The following is a 19,604-nucleotide window of genomic DNA, read 5'->3' on the forward strand; positions in this document are numbered from 1 at the left end:
TGGTGAGGGTCGGGGGTCGTGCTGCTCGGCCGGTGGCCTCACCGGGCGAAGGAGAGCAGGCGGGCGTTGCCTTCCTCGCCGTTGCCGCCGTGGCTCTTGCCGTCCAGGCGCGTGGGGGTCACGAAGAACCGCTTGTCGGCGTACAGGACGTTGCCGGCGAACATCGCGGCCTCCGTGCTCTGGGCCGACGAGGTGTGCCGCAGCAGCACGTCGGGCTTGCCGCCACCGGGGCCGAACCGCACGGTCTGCCCGTTCTTGCCGTCCTGCGCCCGCGCGTACGCGATCAACCCGGGCCGGTCGCCGCCGGCCACGACGGGCAGGATCTGCCGCCCGCCGTCGACCGCTCCGGACCACTTGGGCTTCCCCGTACGCAGGTCGTAGGCGACGATCTTGTTCGGTCCGAGGACGCCGTCCTTGGGTTCGCTCGCCAGGTAGAACGTGTCCGCCTCGGCAGCGGCCCCCGGACAGTTCTGCACGCCCTCGCCGGAGTCCCCGGCCCCCGCGCACATCTCGAACTTCTGCGGCCCCTTGTCGAGACTGATCCAGGAGCGCTGGTCCCCCTTGTCGTCGACGCCGACGACGGCCCACTTGTCCATTTCCTCGCGGTTCCTGACCGCGAGGACGACGGGGTCCACGGAGTAGACCTTCTGGATGCTCCAGCCCTTCTTCGTCCGGTAGCTCCACTTGACGTCGCCGCTACGGGGGTCGAGCTTCTTGAGCCTGCCGTGCGTGCCGGGGCTGCCCGGCCGGCACGACTCCACCTGCAGCAGCCGCGAGCCGCCCGCGACGCCGTCCAGCGAGCAACCGCCCTCGCGCTCCCGCTCGGTGGTGTACATCCGCTTGCCGTCGCCGATGCGGTAGGCCCGCATGGTGGCGCTCTGGTCGACCAGGACGGTGCTGCCCGTGATGGAGACGTGCGTGGCGCTGGTGTCGTCCCAGAAGCCGCGGTCGACGAGTTCCTTGTGCCAGCCCTTCTCGCCGGTCTTCAGGTCGATCATCCGCAGCTGGTCGCACGACGCGTTCTGCTCGGACTTCTTCTTCGTGTACGCCACCACGACCTTGCCGTCCGGTGTGGGATTGACCGGGGTGTCGCACACCGTGCCGGGCAGCGGCACCGACCATGCCTTCGAACCGTCCTTGGTGCGGTAGCCGGAAACCTCGTTGTACTCGGCCTGGGCGACGATCCCGGGAACATGCCAGAGGTCCAGGAGCTGTGCGCCCTTGCCCGGCAGCTTGATGTCGTTCATGGCGACCCACGCCTTGGCCTCGCCGGCCTTGCGCCCCGCGTTGACATCGATCACGGCGGCCGACCCGTCGTCCTTCGCGTCGGCGTCCGTGTCCGGGTCCGCCGACTCCGGCCCGCCGTCCGGCGATTGGCGTGTCTGCCCGGCGACGGGCTCACGGGAACCGCTCCCCTTACCGTCCTCGTCCGCCTGCGTGACGGCGTAGAAGCCCACACCGATCAGGACCAGGGCGAACGCGCCGGCGCCGAGGGCGAAGCGGAGCTTTCGCGGGGTGCGCGCCGGGGGCGCCGGGAGCACCGGCTGGGCGTAGGGGTTGCCGGGCACGGGCTGACGCACCGGCTCGGACTCACGTTTGACCATGAACGAGATTCTGGACCAACCCTCGCGCTTTCTAGAGACATTTTCTAGAAAAAGTTTCCACCGAAGGTTTCCGCCACGAACCGGAGGGCAGCAGTCGGCGCCGGAACCCAGTCGCCCACCGGGCGGCCGCACTGCTTACATCTCCCCCATGAGCGATCTCCACATCCGCAGCGCGACTCCTCCGGACATCGACGGCGTCCTGCGGTTCTGGCGCGAGGCGGCGAAGGGCACGAGCGTCAGCGACGACCACGACGGAGTGACGCGCCTGGTCACCCGCGACCCCGACGCCCTGCTGCTCGCGGAACGTGAGGGCCTCCTCGTGGGCACCGTGATAGCCGGCTTCGACGGCTGGCGCTGTCACCTCTACCGCCTCGCCGTGCATCCGGACCACCGCCGTCAGGGCATCGGCTCGGCGCTGCTCGCCGCGGCGGAGGAACGCTTCGTGGATCTCGGCGGGCGGCGCGGCGACGCCATGGTCCTCGACCACAACGAACAGGCCCACCACGCGTGGCGCGCCGCGGGCTACGCGCCCCAGCCGCAGTGGCGCCGCTGGGTGAAGCACCTCCTGGACTGAGGGACCGAGCCGTGGGTACCCGTACGCGACGGCAGGAGTGGGCTTTGCTGATCCTTTAAAATGGACCGACCACTCGAACGTCTACGAAAGGTGTGAGCGTCCGCCCATGGGCGAGCCTCCCAGTCCCCGACATCGCGCATTCCCCCGGTCCCTGCCCGATCATGGGACGGAGGTGACCCGATGACCGAAGTGCTCCTGCTCCTGGTGGCGGTACTGCTCTCACTGGCCTGCGGCGTCTTCGTCGCGGCCGAGTTCTCCCTCACGACGGTCGAGCGCAGCGAGCTGGAGCGAGCCGCCGAACGCGGTGAGCGCGGCGCCGCGGGCGCCCTCAAGGCCGTCAAGAACCTCACCTTCCAGCTCTCCGGGGCCCAGCTGGGCATCACCGTCACCAATCTGGTCGTCGGCATGCTCTCCGAGTCCTCCATCGCCAAGCTGATCTCGGGCCCGCTGCGCGCCGTGGGCATCCCCACGTCGGCGGCCTCGTCGATCGCCCTGGTCATCGGCACGGCCCTGTCGACGGTCTTCCTGATGGTCGTCGGCGAGCTGGTCCCCAAGAACTGGGCGATCTCCTCCCCCCTGGCCGTCGCCAAACGGGTGGCGACCCCCCAGCGCCTGTTCAGCGCCGTGTTCCGCCCCTTCATCGCGCACCTGAACAACACCGCGAACCGCTCCGTACGCCGCTTCGGCATCCAGCCCACCGAGGAGCTGGCCACCGCGCGCAGCCCCAAGGAGCTGGTGGCGCTCGCCCGGCACTCCGCCAAGGAGGGCTCACTGGAGCCGGACACCGCCGAGCTGTTCGTCCGCACCCTGAACCTCGCCGACCTCTCCGCGCAGAACGTGATGACACCCCGCGTCCAGGTCATGGCCCTCGACGTGATGGCCACCTGCGAGGACGTCGCGAACGCCACCCGGGCGACGGGCCTGTCCCGCTTCCCCGTCTACCGCGGCAACCTCGACTCGGTCGTCGGCGTCGCGCACATCAAGGACGTCCTGGCCATACCGGCCGAGCGCCGGGCCCGCTTCCCCGTGGCCGAGCTGATGCGCGAGCCCCTGCTCGTACCGGAGACGCTGACCGTCGACCGCCTGCTCGACCGGCTCTCCGGCAAGCGCACGATGGCCGTGGTCATCGACGAGTACGGCGGCACGGCCGGCGTCGCCACCCTGGAGGACATCGTCGAGGAGGTCGTCGGCGAGGTGCGGGACGAGCACGACCCGCACGAGACGCCCGACATCGCGGTCGACGGCAAGGACGACGACGGCCGGACGCGGTACTCCGCCGACGGCTCGGCCCGCACCGACCAGCTGGCCCGCGTCGGCCTGCGCACACCGGAGGGTCCGTACGAGACGCTCGCCGGACTCGTCGCCACGGAACTCGGCCGCATCCCCGCCGAGGGCGACACCCTCGAGGTGGGCGGCTGGCGCCTCGACGTGGTGGACGCCCGCGGCCGCCGCGCGGCCCGCGTCCTGCTGCACGCGCCCTTGCACGACGACCACCAGGAGGAGGAGCGATGACCGCCGTCCAGTTGCTGATCGGCCTGGCGACCCTCGTCGTCAACGCCTTCTTCGTGGGCGCCGAGTTCGCCCTCATCTCCGTGCGCAGGAGCCAGATCGAGCCGTACGCCGAGGACGGCGACCGGCGTGCCACGAGCGTGCTGTGGGGCCTGCGGCACGTCTCCGCGCTGCTCGCCGCCGCGCAGCTCGGCATCACGCTGTGCACGCTGGTGCTCGGCATCGTCGCCGAACCCGCCATCGCGCACATCCTGGAGCCGCTGTTCGACGGTGTCGGGGTGCCGCACGGCCTGGTCCACCCGCTCTCCTTCGTCATCGCCCTGGCGCTGGCCACGTATCTGCACATGCTGCTCGGCGAGATGATCCCCAAGAACATCTCGCTGGCCGAGCCCGTGCGCACCGCGCTACTGCTCGGCCCGCCGCTGGTCGCGATCGCCCGAGCACTGCGCCCGGTCATCTTCGCGATCAACGCGTTCGCCAACGGCCTCCTGAAGCTGCTCAGGGTCGAGGCCAAGGACGAGGTGAGCGCGTCCTTCTCGGACGACGAGCTCGCCCGGATGGTCAAGGACTCCGGCGAGGCGGGGCTCCTCGACGACCGCGCCCAGGAGCGGCTGCACGACGCCCTGGAGCTGGGCCGCCGCCCCGTCAGGGACGTGGTGCTGCCGCTGGAGAGCGTGGTCTACGCCCGCGTGGGCGTGACGCCCGAGGAGCTGGAACGGCTTTCGGCGGAATCCGGTTTCTCGCGCTTCCCCGTCGTGGACGACGGCCGTCGTATCGTCGGCTATCTGCACGTCAAGGACGCGCTCGACCGGATGCCGCGCGATCTGCCGTTCCGCGTGCCGGACATGCGGAAGATCGCGCAGGTCAGGGAGACCACGCCGCTGGACGACGTGCTGACCGCGATGCGCGGCAGCCGCACGCATGTGGCGGCGGTGCTCGGATCGGACGGCAGGCTGGCCGGCATGGTCACGATGGAGGACGTACTGCGGGAGCTGTTCGGTCAGCCCGTGTGAACCGAGAAGGACCCGTGAGCCGAGGGGGATGTGCACGGTGAGTCAACTGGTCTTGCGCGAGGTGTCGTACGGCTATCCGGAGCGTCCCGTGCTCGACCGGGTCTCCCTGTCGGTGCGGCCCGGCGAGAAGGCGTGCGTCATCGGTGAGAACGGCTCGGGCAAGTCGACGCTGCTTCGCCTGATGGCGGGCGAGTTCGCGCCCGCCGACGGCGAGGTGGCCGTCGTCTCGGACGGCGGCACCGGCTATCTCGCGCAGACCCTTCGCCTTCCGCCGCACGCCACCGTGCAGGACGCGGTGGACGACGCGCTCGCCGAGCTGCGGGATCTGGAGCGGCGGATCCGGGAGGCGGAGGAGACCCTCGGCTCGGCCGGTGAGGCCGAACTGGCCGCGTACGGAGACCTCATCGCCGCCTTCGAGGCACGTGAGGGCTACCGCGCCGACGCACGCCTCGACGCGGCGCTGCACGGTCTGGGCGTACCGCACCTGGAGCGTTCGCGCACCCTGGGTTCGCTGTCCGGCGGCGAGGCCGCGCGCCTCGCGCTCGCCTGCGTCCTGGCACCCCAGCCCGAGCTGCTCCTCCTGGACGAGCCGACGAACCACCTGGACGACCAGGCGCTCGGCTGGCTGGAGGAGCGGCTGCGCGCCCACCGGGGCACGGTCGTGGCCGTCACCCACGACCGCGTCTTCCTCGACCGGGTCGCCGAGGTGATCGTCGAGGTCGACGGCGACCGCAGATCCGTGGCCCGCTTCGGCGGCGGCTGGCACGGCTACCTGGAGCAGCGCGCCACGGCCCGGCGGCGCTGGGAGGAGCGTTATCGCGAGTGGAGCGAGGAGGTCGCGCGTCAGGAGAAGCTCGCCGAGGGCGGTTCCAAGCGGCTCGCGGTCGGCTGGCGGATGAGCGAGAGCCCTCGTTTCGCGAGCAACAACCGGTCGGTGGAGGGGCAGCTCTCCGGGATCGTGCGTAACGCGCGCGAGCGGCTGCGCAGACTGCGCGCCGACCCGGTGCCGCGCCCGCCCGACCCGCTGCACTTCACCGCCGCCGAGGGCCTGTCGGGCGGCGACCACCCCTTCGTACGGCCGGTCGCGCTGACGGACGTCGTGGTGGGCGAGCGCCTCACCGTCGAGCGCCTGGCCCTCGAACCCGGCTCGCGCACGCTGGTGACCGGGGTGAACGGCGCCGGCAAGTCGACGCTGCTCGCCGTCCTCGCCGGTGCGCTCGCCCCGGATCGCGGGGAGGTGCAACTGCCCGCCCGGGTGGGCTACTTGCCGCAGGAGATCGCGTACCTCGGCGACGAGGACACGGCGAGGCCGCTGCTCGACGCGTTCGCGGCAGGGCTCGGCGGACTCCCCGAGGACCACACGCAGGCGCTCCTGGCCCTCGGCCTGTTCCGCGAGGAGGACCTGGCCGTGCCGGTGAAGGGGCTCTCCGTAGGTCAGCGCCGCCGCTTGGCGCTCGCCCGCCTGGTGACGCGCCCGGCCGACCTCCTGCTGCTCGACGAGCCGACGAACCACCTCTCCCCCGCCCTGGTCGAGGAACTCGACGAGGCGCTCGCGGGATACCGCGGCACGCTGGTCGTGGTGTCGCACGACCGGCGGCTGCGGGAGCGGTTCCGGGGCGAACGGATCTCGGTGGAGGCCGGGCGGCCGGTCCTCCCCTGAGCCTCTAGGTCGCGGCCGGTCCCTGGCGGGCGGTGGGCGTCTCCGTGATGCCGGGGCCGCGGGCCCCGACGTTGGCGGCACCGACCGCCGTGAGCACGGCGAGCAGCGTCGCCATCCCCGCGGTGGCGAGCGCCGCCTTCCAGTCGACGTCCAGGAGGGTGGTCGCCCCGGCGACCAGAACGGCGGCGAGCGACTGCGCGAAGGTACGGAGCGCACGCTCCGTGGTGGCCTTCCAGAATCCAGCGGTCCACATGTCTGGCCCACCCTCTCGTGGTGTACGGGTCAACACTTGGCATACCGCTGTTGCGTGCCGCTGCCCAGAAGCCGGACGGGCCGCGCTCGGAGTTCGCAGATACTCAGACTCTTGGATGAGGAGGTTCCCGCAGCGCACACGAACACCCGTGCCCGAACAGTCACAACGGCCGGGTTGTGACCTACTGCTCCCCCATCCCCTCCCCTAACGTCGGCACAGCTTGAAATGGCCATGCCGAAGGACGTGGAAGGAAGAAGAGGGAGCCCATGCGCAGACGCCTGCTTCACCTGGTCCTCGCCCCGCTCGCCGGAATCCTGATGGTCTCGGCACCGGCCTCCGCGGCGCCCCCGCCACCCGGGGACGTGTACCGCCCGGTACGCGGCCCGGCCGCACCCGCCGAATACCGCTACCTGCAAAAGACCGTCCCCGGAGAGTCGATTCCGCGCCACGCCCACGAGGAAGCCGCCGCGCAGGCTCGCGAACTTCCCGCGACCGGTGGCCGGTGGAAGTCCGTCGGGCCCACCAACATCGGCGGGCGCGTCGTCTCACTCGCACTCGACCCCAAGCGCGCGGACACCCTGTACGCGGCCGCGGCCAGCGGCGGCGTCTGGCGCAGCACGGACGCCGGTCAGACCTTCAAGTCCGCGTGGCCCGAGGGCTTGACGCAGTCGATGGGCGCGCTCGCCACGGGCCCGGACGGCACCCTGTACGCGGGGACCGGCGAACCCAACCCCGGCGGCGGCAGCATCACGTACGAGGGAACGGGCCTCTACCGCAGCACCGACGGCGGCAAGCACTGGAAGCAGTCCGGGCTCCGTGACTCGGGCGCCGTCAGCGCCATCACGGTGGACCCGGGCAACCCCCGGCGCATCTACGTGGCCGCGGCCGGTTCGCTCTACAACGGCGGCGGCGACCGCGGCGTCTACCGTTCGGAGAACGGCGGCAGGACCTGGCAGCGCATCCTCACCGGGGCGAACGAGTTCACCGGCGCCACCGAGATCGTCGTCCAGGGCGAGAAGTTGTACGCCGTGCTGTGGGACCACCGGCGCACACCCGAACGCCGCACCTACGGCGGTGAGGGCTCCGGCATCTTCCGCTCCGGCGACGACGGCAAGACCTGGAAACGGCTCGGCGGTGGCCTGCCGGCGCAGGGCCCGGACGTGGGGCGGATCGGTCTGGCCGTCGCGGGTGAGCGCGCCTACGCCATCGTCAACAAGACGGACGGCCCCTTCGAGGGCTTCTACGCCACCACGGACGCGGGTGACACCTGGAAACGGACCCCGGCCGACCAGAAGCTCACCGACTCGCAGTCCACGTTCGGCTGGTGGTTCGGGAAGATCTGGACCGACCCACGCGACGCCGAGCATGTGCAGGTCGCCGGAGTTCCGCTGATGACCTCGAAGGACGGCGCCGCCACCTGGACGGCCGACGACACCAGCATCCACGTCGACCAGCACGCGATGATCTGGGACCCGCGCCGCCCCGGCCGCGTCTACTTGGGCAACGACGGCGGTGTCTACCGCTCCGACGCGAACGGCGACGGCGGCTGGGTCAAGGCGCGCCACGAGCCGTACACCCAGCTCTACAGCGCGGCGATATCCCCCCAGGACACCTCGCGGATCTCCGGGGGCTCGCAGGACAACGGCTCGATACGTTCCTGGGGCGGCGACCGCTTCAACGAATACCTCGGCGGGGACGGCGAGGAGAACCTGATCAACCCGACCGACGTGAACAACGTCTACGCCTGCTACCAGTACGGCAACTGCTTCAGCTCCACCGACGGCGGCGACACGCTCACCTACTTCGCGGACAAGACGACTTACAAGCGCCGGAACTGGTTCACGCCGGTCGTCTTCGACCCCCGTGATCCCAAGATCCTCTACTACGGCTCCGAGGTGCTCAACCGCTCCACGGACGGCGGCGCTACCTGGCAGGCCATCAGCCCGGACCTGTCGGGCGGGCCGGGCCCCGACCCGATCTACACCAACTACGGCACGATCACCTCGATCGCCCCGGCCGCGGACGGCCGCACCGTCTACGCAGGCACGGACGACGGCCGCGTCTGGGTCACGAAGGACCTGGGCGCGCACTGGACGAAGCTCGCCGAGGGGCTTCCCTGGGTGACCCGCGTCGTCGTCGACCCGCGGGACGCCGACCGCGTGTACACCACCCACTCCGCCTACCGTTCCGGCTCCGGCACGCCGCACGTGTACGGCAGCACGGACGGGGGCGCGCACTGGAGGAACCTGTCCGGCAACCTGCCGGACGCGCCCGTCAACGACCTCGTCATCGCACGGGGCGGCACGCTCCACATCGGCACCGACCAGGGGGTGTTCACCTCCGGCGCCAAGGGTGGCCACTGGAAGCGCCTGGGCCGCGGGATGCCCGCGGTGCCGGTCGACGACATCGAGTACGACGCGGGGAACCACCGCCTGGTGGCCGCGACGTTCGGAAGGGGTTTCTACGAGCTGACCACTTCCTGATCCACGCCTGTCAGCGCCGCCGGTGCGCGCCCCTGCCGCGGGCCGACGTCTTCGCGTCCTTCTTGAACGCCCATTCCATCTCGGGCTCCATCGCGAACTTGAAGAGGCGCTGCACCGGCGGCGTACACAGTGCGGTGATGAGGGCCGCCGCGCAGACGGTGACCGTGATCTCGCCCGCCGGGGTGTGCAGCCAGTCCAGTTCGTACCAGTCCCAGAAGCGGGAGCCCTTGGCGATGAAGCCGTGCAGCAGATAGCCGTAGAGGGTGCCCGCGCCCAGCGCGGTGAACCACAGCCTGCGGCCCGGCACCCAGGCGAAGAAGCACGCGACGAGGATCACCGAGCAGCCGAACATCCCGAGCGTCATCACGGCCCCGGACCAGCCGGGCGCCGCCAGTTCCTGCGCGCTGTCCCGGCGGTAGAACCAGGCGGCGTTCATCCGCGGCGCCGCCCAGTACGCGAACAGCAGGGCCGTGGCGAAGACCGGCAGTGCCAGGATGCGGGCCTCCCGGCGGCGCACGATCTGGAAGTGCTCGGGCTTCAGGCACAGGCCGAGGACGAAGAACGGCAGGAACTGCAGGACGCGTTGGAGGTCCAGGTCGTCGCCGATGTCCGGGGAGACCGAGGCGAGCACGGCGATGGCCAGCGCTATGGGCAGGGGCCAGCGGACCACCTTCCACAGCGGGGTGGTCAGCCGCCAGACGAAGAGCGCGACCAGGAACCAGGTGAGGTACCAGGGGTCGAGCAGGCTGATCGGGTACGTCGGGTCGTCGCCCGCCCAGCGCTTGAAGAAGGTGTAGGCGACCTCGAAGATGACGTAGGGCACCGCGATGCCCGTCACCAGGCGCTTGAGGCGGCCGGGGCTCGCGTCGAAAGTCCGCGAGAAGTAGCCGGAGATGACGATGAACGCCGGCATGTGGAAGGTGTAGACGGTGATGTAGAGCGCGGCGGCCGCCCGGCTGTCGCCGCGCAGCGGCTCCCAGGCGTGGCCCATCGCGACCAGCACGATCGCCAGGTACTTGGCGTTGTCGAAGAACGAGTCCCGGCGTTTGACCGGAGGCTTCGGCACGACCGTGGGGGGCTCCGGAGCCCGGGGAGGAGCATTGCGCGCGGCGGGCAGCGGCGTGCGCAATGCTCCGGTCCGGTGCATCGAGCGGACAGGCTCACTCACGGGACCTCCCGGGGGAACCCGGGCCCGCGGTCTCGCGTCTTACGTCCAATGCGGGTGCTACACCTGTGTAGAACATCACGGGCACCCTAGCCACCGGAGCCCCCGCACGTACAGTCGCGCCACCTGTGAATCAGCCGAGCGCCGCCGGTGCGGGGCCGACCAGCTCGGACAGCACGTCCTCCATCGTGACGAAGCCGAGCACCGTGCCGCTCTCGCCGGTGACCGCAGCCAGGTGACTGTCCGCGGCCCGCAGCGCGGTGAGCGTGTCGTCGAGCGGGGTGTCGATGTGCACCCGCGTGACCACGTGCAACGCGGCGCGCGGGAAGGGCCGGTCGCGCTCGGCGATGCCGAGGGTGTCCTTGATGTGGAGGTAGCCGAGCAGGGTGCCCTCGGGGCCCGTCACCGGGAAGCGGGAGAAGCCCGCGTCCGCGGCCACTTGCTCCAGGCGCGCCGGGGTGACCGTGTGGTCGACGGTGCGCATCGTGGCGGCCGGGACGAGGATCTCGCCGACCGGCCGGGTGCCCAGCTCAAGCGCGTCGCGCAGCCGCTCGCCGTCGGCCGCCGAGAGGAGACCCGCCTCGCTGGAGTCGACGACCATGCGGGCGAGCTGGTCATCGGTGTAGACGGACTCGACCTCGTCCTTCGGCTCGACCCTGAGCAGCTTGAGGAGGGTGTTGGCGAAGGCGTTGATGCCGAAGACGAACGGCCTGAGGGCGCGGGTGAGCGCCACCAGCGGCGGGCCGAGCAGCAGGGCGGTCCTGGCGGGCGCGGCGAGCGCGATGTTCTTGGGGATCATCTCGCCGATCAGCATGTGCAGATACGTCGCCACCGTCAGGGCGATGACGAAGGCGATCGGGTGCACCAGGGCGTGCGGGATGTGGACCGCCTCGAAGGCGGGCTCCAAAAGGTGCGCGATGGCGGGTTCGGCGACCGCGCCGAGCACCAACGAGGAGACGGTGATGCCGAGTTGGGCGGTGGCCATCATCGCGGAGATGTGCTGCAGGCCCCACAGGGTGATGCGGGCGCGCTTGTCGCCCGCCTGGGCGCGGGGTTCGATCTGGCTGCGGCGCACGGAGATCAGGGCGAACTCGGCGCCGACGAAGAAGGCGTTGGTGAGCAGGGTCAGGGCGCCGATGGCGAGCTGGAGCGTGGTCATCGGGCTTCCTCCACGGCCTGGCGGAGCGCCTGGAGCGCGGGTTCGGTGATGCGGATCCGGTCGGCGCGGTGGTGCTCGACCGCCAGGACGGACAGTTGCCAGCCGTCCAGGTCGACGGCGTCCCCCTGTGCGGGGATGCGGGAGAGCCGGGTGGCGATCAGTCCGGCCACGGTCTCGTACGGCCCCTCGGGCGCGGTGAGTCCTATCGCGGCGAGCTGGTCGATGCGGACGCTCCCGTCGGCCTCCCACACGGTGCGGCCGTCGGGGGCCGCCTGGGCGGGCAGCAGGTCGGGGATCTCGACGGGGTCGTGCTCGTCGCGGACCTCGCCCACGACCTCCTCGACGATGTCCTCCACCGTGGCCACACCGGCCGTGCCGCCGTACTCGTCGATGACCACGGCCATCGTGCGGGTCTCGCGCATCCGCTCGAGCAGCCGGTCGGCGGGCAGGCTGTCGGGCACGAGCAGCGGCTCGGTGGCCAGGTCGGTGACCGGGGTGAGCCGGCGCTTGTCGGGGGACAGCGCGAGCACGTCGCGGATGTGGACGGTGCCGATGACCTCGTCCAGGCTGTCGCGGAAGACGGGGAAGCGGGACAGGCCCGTGGCGTGCGTCAGGTTCGCCGCGTCGGCGGCCGTGGCGTGCGCCTCCAGGGCCCGTACGTCGACGCGCGGGGTCATCACGTTCTCCGCGGTCAGCTCGCTCAGGTGCAGGGTGCGCACGAACAGTTCGGCGGAGTCCGGCTCCAGGGCGCCTTCGGCGGCCGACCGCCGGGCGAGGGCGACCAGCTCCTCGGGGGTGCGGGCGGAGGCCAGCTCCTCGGCGGGTTCCAGGCCGAAGCGGCGCACGACGTGGTTCGCGGTGTTGTTCAGGTGCCGGATGAACGGTCCGAAGGCGGCGGTGAAGCCGCGCTGGGGTGCCGCGACCACCTTGGCGACGGCCAGCGGCCGGGAGATCGCCCAGTTCTTCGGCACCAGTTCGCCGACGACCATCAGGATCACGGTGGAGAGCGCCACACCGAGCAGGGTGGCCGTGGTGGGAGCGGCGCCCCCCAGCCCCGCGGCCTCCAGCGGGCCGCGCAGGAGCGCCGCGAGCGACGGCTCGGCGAGCATGCCGATGACCAGCGAGGTGACGGTGATGCCGAGCTGGGCGCCGGACAGCTGAAGGGTGAGGCGCCGGACCGCCTTCAGGGCGCTTTCGGCGCCCCGCTCGCGGGCCTCGGCGGCGCGCTCCAGGTCACCGCGCTCGACGGTGGTCAGGGAGAACTCGGCCGCCACGAACAGCGCGCAGGCGAGCGTCAGGAGCAGGGCGAGCAGCAGGAGCAGGATCTCGGTCACCGTGCCACCCCCGTTCCCTCGCGCTCGTGCAGCGGGCGGGACGTGGCACGGTTCGTACTGGGAGGCTCACCCATTGCGGGTCCGTGGCTCCTTCTCGTACTCGTACGAAGCGTCGTACGAGGGCGGTGGCGGGGAAGCGGTGGGGCTTCTACACCCACTGTAAAGGAACGGCAAAGCGAGTCGGCCGGGACCTGTGCCCCAAGGCGCGGGACCTGTGTTCTAGAGCGGTGTGGCCGCGTGCAGGATCATGACCATCGTCACGGCGGAGTTCGCCGACGACATGGCGGAGACCGCCGCCCCCGCGGCGGCTGCCCACGCCGCGAGCCCCACCGCGGTGAACAGCGAAGGCCAGCTGCGCGCCGAGGGAGCCGGGCCCAGGAGGGCCGCGACCCGGCGCGGCACGGGCCCCGGCGCCGCGAGTCCGGCCAGGGTCGGTGCCGGGGCGCCCCGGGAGTGCAGAGCCGCCTTGCCGATCGCGCGGGCCACGGCCCTGCGGTCGCCGACGGCATGGGCGGCGTCCTCGTCGGCCCAGCGCTCGGTCGTGTAGGACACGGCGGTGCGCAGCGGGCGCAGGAACGGATTGGCGCGCGCGGCCAGCTGCACGGCGAGGAGGTAGCGGTGGTGCCGGGTCGCGAGGTGGGCGCGCTCATGGGCGAACAGGGCGCGGCGCTCGGCGGGGGCGAGGCAGTCGAGCAGCGCGGTGGTCACCACGACCCGGTCGCGGGCGCCGCCGGGCAGCGCGTAGGCGTAGGGCACGGTGTCGGGCAGGACGGCGACGGAGGTGCCGGGCAGTCCGGCGAGCGCGCGATGGGCGCGGCGGCGTACCTGGCGGTGGCGCCACAGTGCCCTGCCGCACGCCAGGGCCACGGCGAGCAGCCCGGGGATGGCGAGGCGCCCGGCGATCTCGTCGTACGGGACGGCCGCGCGCACCTCGGGGTCCGACCAGCCGTCGGGCAGCGGGTTGCCGGGCAGTTGCGCGGTGCCGACGACCATCAGGAGGCCCAGGCACAGCGTGCTGCAGAGCGCCATGACCGCGGCGACCGTCGTGAGCAGCCGGGTCGACGTGCGCGGGTGCAGCCGCTGCTCGGCGAGCCGGGCGACCGGCCAGGCCGTCAGCGGCAGCACGAGCGGCAGAAGGACGAACATCCCCATGACGGTTCAGACGTCCTTCTCCGCCTCGGCCTGCCGCAGGAGCTCGCGCAGCACCTGCTCGTCGCCCGGCGGCAGCGCGGTGAGGAAGCTGGCGAGGACCGCCTCCCGGTCGCGCTCGCCGTCGAGCACCTTGCGCATCTTGCGAGCCGCGAGGTCCGCCTCGTCGGCCGACGGCGTCCACGCGAAGGAGCGTCCCGCGCGCTCGCGCGTCACGGCGCCCTTGTCCAGGAGGCGGCTCAGGATCGTCACGACGGTCGTGTACGCGAGGTCCCCGCCGAGCCGCTCCTGCACCCAGCCCGCGGTCGCGGGGCCCTCCGCCGCGCGCAGGGCCGAGAGGACCTGCGCCTCCAGCTCACCCTGCCCCCGCCGGGGCCGCCGCTCCTGCTCCGCCACGCCCGTCTCCCTTCCGCTGCCCAGTCGTCCTGGTCGAGGCTAACGCCCGGCCGCCCGGGGTGTGCCGCCGGTCGGGCGCGAGGCGGGCGCCCGCCGACGCGGGGCGAAAACGGCGTTGCCCCGCCCCACGGCACTCATTAAGATCACTCGGGTGACTGCCGGGTCGGCCATGGGCCACGTACGAGTGAGGCATCCGGCCTTGGCGTGAGCGCGAGGCGGGCCAGAGCCCCGCCGTCCCCTCTTCCGACTTCCCACAGCGCCCCACGCGGCGCACCGTCAGTGGATTCCAAGACCCGGAAGAGATCTCACACATGCCGCAGCACCAGCACGCGCACTCGCACTCGCACGACGTCGAAACACCTGTCACGACCGTCCAGTTGAACCACACCGCCGTCTACGCCAAGGACCGGCAGCTGTCCGCCGAGTTCCTCGCCGTGATCCTGGGCCTGACCGTCGGCGCCCCGTTCGGGCCCTTCCTGCCCGTCGACCTGGGCAACGGCGTGACGCTCGACTATTACGAGCTGACCGATGAGCCGGTCCAGTCCCAGCACTACGCGTTCCTCGTGCCCGACGATCAGTTCGACGCCATGATCGCCCGCCTGGAGGCGGTCGGGGTCACCTACTACGCGGACCCCAGCCATACCGAACCCGGCCAGATCAACCGTCTGTTCGGCGGTCGTGGCGCGTACTTCGACGATCCGGACGGCCACAACATGGAGATCATGACCCGGCCGTACGCGCGCCCTTAGCTCTCCGCGGTGCGGAACGGGCGGCTCCCCTGGGCTGCTTGTCTGTTCGAGTCGTGATTGAGGCATCGCGCCCCGCCCGCTCCGGCCGCGGGCGGGGCGCGGGTGCCCGGTGGTGACTGCTGGGGCCCGTCCCGCGGCGTGCACCGTGAGGCGGCGGGGCGAGCTGACGGCCCGAGCGTCGAATGTGCCCCGGGAGCCGGGCAGTTGACGCCCGCGGAGCCCTGGACCCCAGCACGCGCGCCCGTGCGACGGTCGGCGCAAAAGCTTCATTGCGACACTTGTCCGGCGGCAGTAAACAAGGGAATCGACCCAGAAACGTTGCGGCCGCGGCGTCCTGCAAGGCATCACATCGCAGCTCTGAGAGAAGCCGGGTGATCCAGAATGGCGCAAGATCCACACACCGCAGTGACGAACGAGCCGGACGACGGAGCGATAACCCTGGCCGCCGAGCAGGAGGCGGTGCTGCAGCCGCCCTCCGAGGGGACCGAGGGCCAGGCCCAGCACTCGACGGGTGAAGGCCTGGAGCACGTCGAGGGCTACCGGCGCCCGGAGCACTTCGCCCCCGAGGCCTGGACGGCACCGACCGCCTCGCTGCCCGACATCGGCGAGGCGTCGTACGGCCCGCCGCCCCTGGCCCCGGAGACCGTGCACGGCCCCGACGACCGCATCCAGATCACCAACACCAGCGTGTACCCGTGGCGCGTGCACTGCTACCTGCTGATCACCGCCCGCGACAACGCCCTCTACCAGGGCACCGGGTGGCTCCTCGGACCCCACACCCTGGCGACCGCGGGCCACTGCGTCTACATCAAGAACAGCGGCGTGGCCGGCCGGGACGGCTGGGTGAAGAGCATCCAGGTCATGCCGGGGCGCAACGGCGCCTCGCTGCCCTACGGCAGCATCACCTGCACGAGCTTCCGCTCCGTGACCGGCTGGACGAGCAACGGCGACGAGAACTTCGACTACGGCGCCATCATCACGCCCTCCAACATCGGCTCCACCACGGGCTGGTTCGGCTTCGGCGTCTGGTCGGACTCGGACCTGCTCAAGACCACCGGCAACATCTCCGGCTATCCGGGCGACAAGCCGTCCGGGACACAGTGGTACGCGGCGCGCGGGATCGACTCGGTCGCCCCGCGCAAGGTGTACTACGACATCGACACCGCGGGCGGGCAGAGCGGCAGCTCCGTCTACCGCATCGACAGCACCGGCCGCTACGGCTTCGGCATCCACGCCTACGGCGGAGCCCGGGTGAACTCGGGCACCCGGTTCACCACACCCGTCTTCAACAACTACGTGGCATGGAAGGCGTGAGCGCACCCCGATGAACGGCAGCAGGTCGGCAGTGGAGATCACCGGCGTCGTCCGCGACACCTCGGGCACCCCGGTGACAGGCGCCCATGTCTTGTTCACCGAGGGCCCGCAACCCCTGCCGGACATCGCTGCCCTGACGGACGCCGAGGGACGTTTCTCCCTCGTCGCCCCCACAGCGGGCGAGTACCGGCTCATCTGCCGGGCGGACCCTCTCCTGGGCCCGTCCGGCACGGCCGAGGCCACCGTGCGCGTGGAACCGTCGGCGCAGGCCGCCCCCCAGGGGCGGCTGAGCGTCGAGCTGACGCTCGGCTAGCGCGGTGGGCGGCGCCGGGCGGCAGCGGTGGACATGCGTGGTGCGCGACTCCTGTCTAGCGTCACGGTCATGAACACTGTCCCGCAGCGTTTCGAGATCCTGCTGGTCCCCGAGTTCTCGGGGGACGGCTCAAGCACCACCGACGGCCGCGGCGCCCTGCGCTCGGCCGTCGTGGTCGCCACGGGCGAGACCGGCGCCTCCGGGTTCCCCCGGTTCGCCGGGGACGGCATGGAGGCCGACATCGACCCCGAGACCCGCACCGTCGAGGCACTTCTGGTCGACGGGTCCGAGCTGGACTACGGGCTCTCGGTGCGGGTCGCGCAGGCGTAGGGCGCCTTTCACGGCGGCGGGGCCGCCGCGCCCGCGAGATGCGCCAGCGCGTGCCCGAGCCCCTGCGGTGAACCGGCGGCGGGTCCGACCGCGCCGTCGGGGGAGACCGCCCCCACCAAGGTGTCGCCCGAGTGGACCAGGATGTGGCTGGGCGGCCGCAGCTGCCGGGCCTGGTCGATGACCGTCGCGGCGTCGCCGGCGAAACGGGCGCTGAGGTCGATGACCAGGACGTCGGGCAGCAGGGCGCGGGCCCTGGCCATGGCGAGGAAGCTGTCGTCCGTCTGGGAGATGACGTACACGCCGGGGACGGCCTCGATCCGCGGGATCAGGTCTCCCGCCCGGTGGTCGGCGGCCAGCACCAGCACGGTCAGCACGTCGCCCTTGCCCTTCGCGTGGTCCGTCGTTTCAGCATGTCATCCGACGCGGCGGATACGGCGTCCGCCGCGGGGCGGGGCGTGTCGACTCGGCTAGGACGGCAGCTCGAGCCGGGTCAGGTGCTCGGGGGTGAGGGCCCGCAGGAAGTCGGCGGCGTCGAAGGCCTCCCCGGCCGCGCGTACGCCCGGCGCCTTGCCGCGTCCGTCGAGGAGCCGCATGACGGCTTCCACGACGAGCGGCGCCGTCACGGCGTAGATGTCGCGCCCGCCCGCGACCGCGCGCCGGGTCTGGGAGCCGCGCCGGACGACCGCCTCGACGAGGAAGGTCTGCGCGGAGCGCCCCTCGGCGTCGGCAGGCTCGGGCGCCGGAGTCTCCTCGGCCCGGATGTCCCGCAGCGGCGCGAGGTTCATCACCGCCCGCACCTCGGAGGTCCGCACGTGGCGCGGCAGGGTGACCTGGTCGGCCGTCGCGAACGCGGAGGCTTCCTGGGTGCCGAACGGCTCGGGGAAGTCCCACGGGAAGGCGTCCTGGGAGTAGTCGAACGGGCGCAGTTCGCCTCCCGTGTACACGAGGTGCTGCCCGGCGTTGCTCTCCCCGGTGCGCCGGGTGCCCTGGGTCGGATGCCAGCTGTCGAGGGCGTACGCGAGGGTGATCTCGTCCGCGTCCGGCCACTCCCCCAGCGCGGCCGTGGCCAGCAGGTCACCGAGGCCGCCGTAGAACGCCAGGGACGGGGCGATGACGACGCCCGCCTCTCGCGCGCGCTCGCCGTAGGTGTCGAACAGGGCGGCGCTGACGCCCTGTTCGGCGGCGACGTCCAGGTACGGGATGCCCGCGCGCAGCGCCGCGTCGGCCACCGGAAGGGCCGTGTCGAGGAACGGGCCCGCGCTGTTGACGACCGCCGAGGCGCCCGCGAGCGCCCGGTCGAGGGACGCCGCGTCCCCGGTGGACGCCACGCGCACCGGCGCTTCGGGGGCCAGGCCGCGCAGCGCCTCCAGCTTCTCCCGGTCGCGCCCCACGAGCACCGGGGTCACTCCGCGGCGAAGGAGCTCGGCCACGACGAAGCGGCCGGTGTGGCCGTACGCGCCGACGACGGCGACCGAGCGCCCGTCGGACCGGACACCGGCGTCCTGCGCGGTGGGCGTGGAAGGGGCGTTGCTCATCGTTGACTCCCGTTGTCCCGAGGGCGGTTGCGCCCTGCACGCACCATGTTCCGCGCCCGTCCCGCATATCACCAGCGGCCGGAATGACGAGGGGCGTACAGTTTCGGACATGCGGACCGTGGCGATGGCACTTCCCGAGGGCAGCATGCTTTTCGAGGCCGCGGCGGCCTTCGAGGTCTTCGGTTCGGACCACTCCGATCTGGCCGGGTCCTGGTATTCGTTCAGCGTGTGCGGCGCGGCCAGCACACGCGTCGGGCAGTGGCTGCACGCCGAGCCCACCCACGGCCTGGAAGCCGTCGCCACCGCACAGACGGTGATCGTCCCGGCCTGGCGCGACATCGGCGACGTTCCGCCCGCCGAGTTGACCGAGGCCCTGCGCACCGCCCACGCGTCAGGTGCCCGCATCGTCTCGCTGTGCACCGGCGCCTTCGTCCTGGCCGCGGCCGGGCTGCTCGACGGCCGTCGGGCCACCACGCACTGGGCGCACGCCGAGCGGCTCGCCGCGCTCCACCCCCGCGTCACGGTCGACGCCGGGGTCCTCTTCACCGACGAGGGCAGCGTGCTCACCTCGGCGGGCAAGGCCGCCGGCATGGACCTGTGCCTGCACATCGTGCGCGCCGACCACGGGGCGACCGTGGCCAACGCGCTGGCCCGGCGGCTCGTGACGCCGCCCCACCGGGACGGCGGCCAGGCGCAGTTCATCCCGGCACCCGTGACGCACGGACGCGACCACCCCCTGGCCGATCTGCTGCCCTGGATACTCGCCCGCCTCGATCAGCCGCTCACCGTGGAAGACCTGGCCCGGCAGGCGGGCATGAGCAGCCGCAATCTGTCCCGGCACTTCCACGCCGTCACGGGCACGGCGCCCCTGCGCTGGCTGCTCGGTCAACGCGTGCGTCTGGCACAGGAGTTGCTGGAGTCGGGCGACGAGAGCGTCGAACGCGTCGCGGCCCGGACGGGCATGGGGACGTCCGCCACGCTCCGGCGCCACTTCACCCGCGTCACGGGCCTGCCGCCCGAGGCCTACCGGCGTACCTTCGGCGCCTCCTGAGACGTGAATCGGC

19 protein-coding genes are annotated in these 19,604 nt (G+C 71.9%); 10 read left to right on the plus strand and 9 right to left on the minus strand.

Going from position 1 to position 19,604, the window contains the following annotated elements; all coding sequences use genetic code 11:
* Positions 1 to 38: 38 nt before the first annotated feature.
* On the minus strand, positions 39 to 1,604 hold the full coding sequence (locus AB0M70_RS01200; RefSeq protein ID WP_365815023.1) for a PQQ-binding-like beta-propeller repeat protein: 1,566 nt from the start codon (positions 1,602 to 1,604) through the stop codon (positions 39 to 41).
* A 148-nt stretch (positions 1,605 to 1,752) separates the two neighbouring features.
* On the opposite strand from AB0M70_RS01200, the gene AB0M70_RS01205 reads away from it, so the two are divergent.
* From AB0M70_RS01205 to AB0M70_RS01220, 4 genes are all read left to right on the plus strand, one after another.
* Positions 1,753 to 2,178, plus strand: coding sequence for a GNAT family N-acetyltransferase (locus AB0M70_RS01205; RefSeq protein ID WP_365815025.1), 426 nt, complete (start codon positions 1,753 to 1,755; stop codon positions 2,176 to 2,178).
* 180 nt (positions 2,179 to 2,358) lie between these two features.
* The gene (locus AB0M70_RS01210) at positions 2,359 to 3,690 is read left to right on the plus strand and encodes a hemolysin family protein (protein ID WP_365815027.1); all 1,332 of its coding nucleotides are present in this window, start codon (positions 2,359 to 2,361) and stop codon (positions 3,688 to 3,690) included.
* On the plus strand, positions 3,687 to 4,700 hold the full coding sequence (locus AB0M70_RS01215) for a hemolysin family protein (protein ID WP_365815029.1): 1,014 nt from the start codon (positions 3,687 to 3,689) through the stop codon (positions 4,698 to 4,700). The genes AB0M70_RS01210 and AB0M70_RS01215 overlap by 4 nt, the downstream gene beginning before the upstream one ends.
* A gap of 28 nt (positions 4,701 to 4,728) precedes the next feature.
* A complete protein-coding gene (locus tag AB0M70_RS01220; RefSeq protein WP_365815031.1) occupies positions 4,729 to 6,360 on the plus strand; it encodes an ABC-F family ATP-binding cassette domain-containing protein in 1,632 nt (543 codons plus the stop codon).
* 4 nt (positions 6,361 to 6,364) lie between these two features.
* Here the strand turns inward: AB0M70_RS01220 and AB0M70_RS01225 are convergent, their stop codons facing one another.
* Positions 6,365 to 6,613, minus strand: coding sequence for a holin (locus AB0M70_RS01225; RefSeq protein ID WP_365815033.1), 249 nt, complete (start codon positions 6,611 to 6,613; stop codon positions 6,365 to 6,367).
* 266 nt (positions 6,614 to 6,879) lie between these two features.
* Here AB0M70_RS01225 and AB0M70_RS01230 point away from each other — a divergent pair, with 266 nt between their 5' ends.
* Positions 6,880 to 9,096, plus strand: a complete 2,217-nt coding sequence (locus AB0M70_RS01230) for a glycosyl hydrolase (protein ID WP_365815035.1) — start codon at positions 6,880 to 6,882, stop codon at positions 9,094 to 9,096.
* A gap of 10 nt (positions 9,097 to 9,106) precedes the next feature.
* On the opposite strand, the gene AB0M70_RS01235 is transcribed toward AB0M70_RS01230, so the two are convergent.
* From AB0M70_RS01235 to AB0M70_RS01255, 5 genes are all read right to left on the minus strand, one after another.
* Positions 9,107 to 10,264 carry an acyltransferase family protein gene (locus tag AB0M70_RS01235; RefSeq protein WP_365815037.1) on the minus strand — a complete coding sequence of 386 codons (1,158 nt, stop codon included), beginning with the start codon at positions 10,262 to 10,264 and terminating at the stop codon, positions 9,107 to 9,109.
* 130 nt (positions 10,265 to 10,394) lie between these two features.
* The gene (locus AB0M70_RS01240) at positions 10,395 to 11,420 is read right to left on the minus strand and encodes a hemolysin family protein (protein WP_365815039.1); all 1,026 of its coding nucleotides are present in this window, start codon (positions 11,418 to 11,420) and stop codon (positions 10,395 to 10,397) included.
* Entirely contained in the window at positions 11,417 to 12,754 is a 1,338-nt protein-coding gene (locus tag AB0M70_RS01245; RefSeq protein ID WP_365815041.1) for a hemolysin family protein, read from the minus strand. Before AB0M70_RS01245 ends, AB0M70_RS01240 begins: the two co-directional genes overlap by 4 nt.
* A 219-nt stretch (positions 12,755 to 12,973) precedes the next feature.
* Complete coding sequence (locus tag AB0M70_RS01250) at positions 12,974 to 13,906, minus strand: M56 family metallopeptidase (RefSeq protein WP_365815043.1); 933 nt, start codon at positions 13,904 to 13,906, stop codon at positions 12,974 to 12,976.
* Positions 13,907 to 13,912: 6 nt separating this feature from the next.
* Positions 13,913 to 14,299, minus strand: coding sequence for a BlaI/MecI/CopY family transcriptional regulator (locus AB0M70_RS01255; protein ID WP_365815045.1), 387 nt, complete (start codon positions 14,297 to 14,299; stop codon positions 13,913 to 13,915).
* A gap of 311 nt (positions 14,300 to 14,610) precedes the next feature.
* Here AB0M70_RS01255 and AB0M70_RS01260 point away from each other — a divergent pair, with 311 nt between their 5' ends.
* From AB0M70_RS01260 to AB0M70_RS01275, 4 genes are all read left to right on the plus strand, one after another.
* Positions 14,611 to 15,048 carry a VOC family protein gene (locus tag AB0M70_RS01260; protein ID WP_365815047.1) on the plus strand — a complete coding sequence of 146 codons (438 nt, stop codon included), beginning with the start codon at positions 14,611 to 14,613 and terminating at the stop codon, positions 15,046 to 15,048.
* Between the two features lie 381 nt (positions 15,049 to 15,429).
* Complete coding sequence (locus AB0M70_RS01265) at positions 15,430 to 16,362, plus strand: endopeptidase (protein ID WP_365815049.1); 933 nt, start codon at positions 15,430 to 15,432, stop codon at positions 16,360 to 16,362.
* Between the two features lie 10 nt (positions 16,363 to 16,372).
* Positions 16,373 to 16,675 (plus strand): carboxypeptidase-like regulatory domain-containing protein, encoded by a 303-nt coding sequence (locus AB0M70_RS01270; RefSeq protein WP_365815051.1) that lies wholly within the window; start codon positions 16,373 to 16,375, stop codon positions 16,673 to 16,675.
* A 69-nt stretch (positions 16,676 to 16,744) separates the two neighbouring features.
* Positions 16,745 to 17,005, plus strand: coding sequence for a hypothetical protein (locus tag AB0M70_RS01275; protein ID WP_363207182.1), 261 nt, complete (start codon positions 16,745 to 16,747; stop codon positions 17,003 to 17,005).
* A gap of 8 nt (positions 17,006 to 17,013) precedes the next feature.
* Here the strand turns inward: AB0M70_RS01275 and AB0M70_RS01280 are convergent, their stop codons facing one another.
* Both AB0M70_RS01280 and AB0M70_RS01285 read right to left on the minus strand, forming a co-directional pair.
* Positions 17,014 to 17,379 (minus strand): hypothetical protein, encoded by a 366-nt coding sequence (locus tag AB0M70_RS01280; protein ID WP_365815053.1) that lies wholly within the window; start codon positions 17,377 to 17,379, stop codon positions 17,014 to 17,016.
* Positions 17,380 to 17,472: 93 nt separating this feature from the next.
* A complete protein-coding gene (locus AB0M70_RS01285; RefSeq protein ID WP_365815055.1) occupies positions 17,473 to 18,540 on the minus strand; it encodes a saccharopine dehydrogenase NADP-binding domain-containing protein in 1,068 nt (355 codons plus the stop codon).
* A gap of 109 nt (positions 18,541 to 18,649) precedes the next feature.
* On the opposite strand from AB0M70_RS01285, the gene AB0M70_RS01290 reads away from it, so the two are divergent.
* A complete protein-coding gene (locus AB0M70_RS01290) occupies positions 18,650 to 19,591 on the plus strand; it encodes a helix-turn-helix domain-containing protein (RefSeq protein ID WP_365815057.1) in 942 nt (313 codons plus the stop codon).
* The last annotated feature ends 13 nt before the right edge of the window (positions 19,592 to 19,604 follow it).

Source organism: Streptomyces sp. NPDC051214 (genome assembly GCF_040682375.1).
GTDB lineage: Bacteria > Actinomycetota > Actinomycetes > Streptomycetales > Streptomycetaceae > Streptomyces.

Bases quoted from the DNA above. Each gene is read 5' to 3' on its own strand.
- AB0M70_RS01240 (WP_365815039.1), bottom strand. From the start codon at position 11,420: ATGACCACGCTCCAGCTCGCCATCGGCGCCCTGACCCTGCTCACCAAC.
- AB0M70_RS01225 (WP_365815033.1), bottom strand. From the start codon at position 6,613: ATGTGGACCGCTGGATTCTGGAAGGCCACCACGGAGCGTGCGCTCCGT.
- AB0M70_RS01205 (WP_365815025.1), top strand. From the start codon at position 1,753: ATGAGCGATCTCCACATCCGCAGCGCGACTCCTCCGGACATCGACGGC.
- AB0M70_RS01230 (WP_365815035.1), top strand. From the start codon at position 6,880: ATGCGCAGACGCCTGCTTCACCTGGTCCTCGCCCCGCTCGCCGGAATC.
- AB0M70_RS01270 (WP_365815051.1), top strand. From the start codon at position 16,373: ATGAACGGCAGCAGGTCGGCAGTGGAGATCACCGGCGTCGTCCGCGAC.
- AB0M70_RS01260 (WP_365815047.1), top strand. From the start codon at position 14,611: ATGCCGCAGCACCAGCACGCGCACTCGCACTCGCACGACGTCGAAACA.
- AB0M70_RS01290 (WP_365815057.1), top strand. From the start codon at position 18,650: ATGCGGACCGTGGCGATGGCACTTCCCGAGGGCAGCATGCTTTTCGAG.
- AB0M70_RS01200 (WP_365815023.1), bottom strand. From the start codon at position 1,604: ATGGTCAAACGTGAGTCCGAGCCGGTGCGTCAGCCCGTGCCCGGCAAC.
- AB0M70_RS01220 (WP_365815031.1), top strand. From the start codon at position 4,729: ATGTGCACGGTGAGTCAACTGGTCTTGCGCGAGGTGTCGTACGGCTAT.
- AB0M70_RS01210 (WP_365815027.1), top strand. From the start codon at position 2,359: ATGACCGAAGTGCTCCTGCTCCTGGTGGCGGTACTGCTCTCACTGGCC.
- AB0M70_RS01265 (WP_365815049.1), top strand. From the start codon at position 15,430: ATGGCGCAAGATCCACACACCGCAGTGACGAACGAGCCGGACGACGGA.
- AB0M70_RS01250 (WP_365815043.1), bottom strand. From the start codon at position 13,906: ATGGGGATGTTCGTCCTTCTGCCGCTCGTGCTGCCGCTGACGGCCTGG.
- AB0M70_RS01285 (WP_365815055.1), bottom strand. From the start codon at position 18,540: ATGAGCAACGCCCCTTCCACGCCCACCGCGCAGGACGCCGGTGTCCGG.
- AB0M70_RS01275 (WP_363207182.1), top strand. From the start codon at position 16,745: ATGAACACTGTCCCGCAGCGTTTCGAGATCCTGCTGGTCCCCGAGTTC.
- AB0M70_RS01215 (WP_365815029.1), top strand. From the start codon at position 3,687: ATGACCGCCGTCCAGTTGCTGATCGGCCTGGCGACCCTCGTCGTCAAC.